Here is a 535-nt window from a genome sequence, read left to right on the forward strand (position 1 = left end):
GGCCCGGACCGGGCGCCCGATCGGCAGCCGGCGGGGCGATCCGCGGCGGGGACGCCTGGACCTGCTCGCCACCCTGCGGACGGCGGCGCCCTGGCAGGCCCTGCGGCGCGGCGCGGAGGAGACGCGCCGCATCGTGGTGCGGCGGGACGATCTGCGGATCCGGATCCTCAAGCAGCGGACCGAGACCACCACGGTGTTCTGCGTCGATGCCTCGGGCTCGGCCGCCCTGGAGCGGCTGGCCGAGGCCAAGGGCGCGGTCGAGCTGCTGCTGGCCGAGGCCTATGTCCGGCGCGACCGGGTGGCGCTCGTGGCGTTCCGCGGCGCCGGCGCCGAACTGATCCTGCCGCCGACGCGCTCGCTGACCCGGGCCAAGCGCGGCCTCTCGGGGCTGCCGGGCGGGGGCGGGACGCCCCTCGCGGCCGGGATCGACGCGGCCGTCGCGGTGGCGCTGGGTGTGCGCCGCGGCGGAAGCCGCCCGGCGATCGTGCTGCTGACCGACGGGCGCGCCAACGTCGCCCGGTCGGGGGAGGGGGGC

The 535-nt window shown here is 79.3% G+C and carries 1 protein-coding gene; it reads left to right on the top strand.

Annotated elements, in window-relative coordinates; translation table 11 throughout:
* On the top strand, positions 1–535 hold a 535-nt coding region (locus AC1DXK_RS31150), incomplete at both ends, for a VWA domain-containing protein (protein ID WP_477299728.1).

The organism is Methylobacterium sp. P3_A11 (assembly GCF_056403155.1).